This window comes from Pseudomonas sp. SIMBA_068 (assembly GCF_046534705.1).
Taxonomy (GTDB): Bacteria; Pseudomonadota; Gammaproteobacteria; order Pseudomonadales; family Pseudomonadaceae; genus Aquipseudomonas; species Aquipseudomonas putida.
Genome location: NZ_JAWRYI010001940.1, coordinates 1 through 215 on the forward strand (window position 1 = coordinate 1; position 215 = coordinate 215).

1 protein-coding gene is annotated in these 215 nt (G+C 65.6%); it reads left to right on the forward strand.

The features are described 5' to 3' along the window. On the forward strand, window positions 1-215 hold a 215-nt coding region (locus tag SB756_RS36560; protein WP_410914157.1), incomplete at both ends, for a hypothetical protein.

A 215-nucleotide genomic window follows, 5' to 3' on the forward strand; every position in this document is an offset into this window, starting at 1 on the left:
GATGTCGGCAAGTTCGAGCAGCTGACGCTGGACAAGACCCCGGTCAGCACCGCCGTCACCGACGAGCCAGGTTCGGGCACTCCGGGCACTGGCAACCAGGGCGACCTGGTGCTGGTGACCATCACCGCCGACCAGACCTCGGTGGCCGAGAACGTCAAACCGACCTTCACCGTGCACATCAACACCGCCCTGGCCAACGACCTGGTCGTGACCCT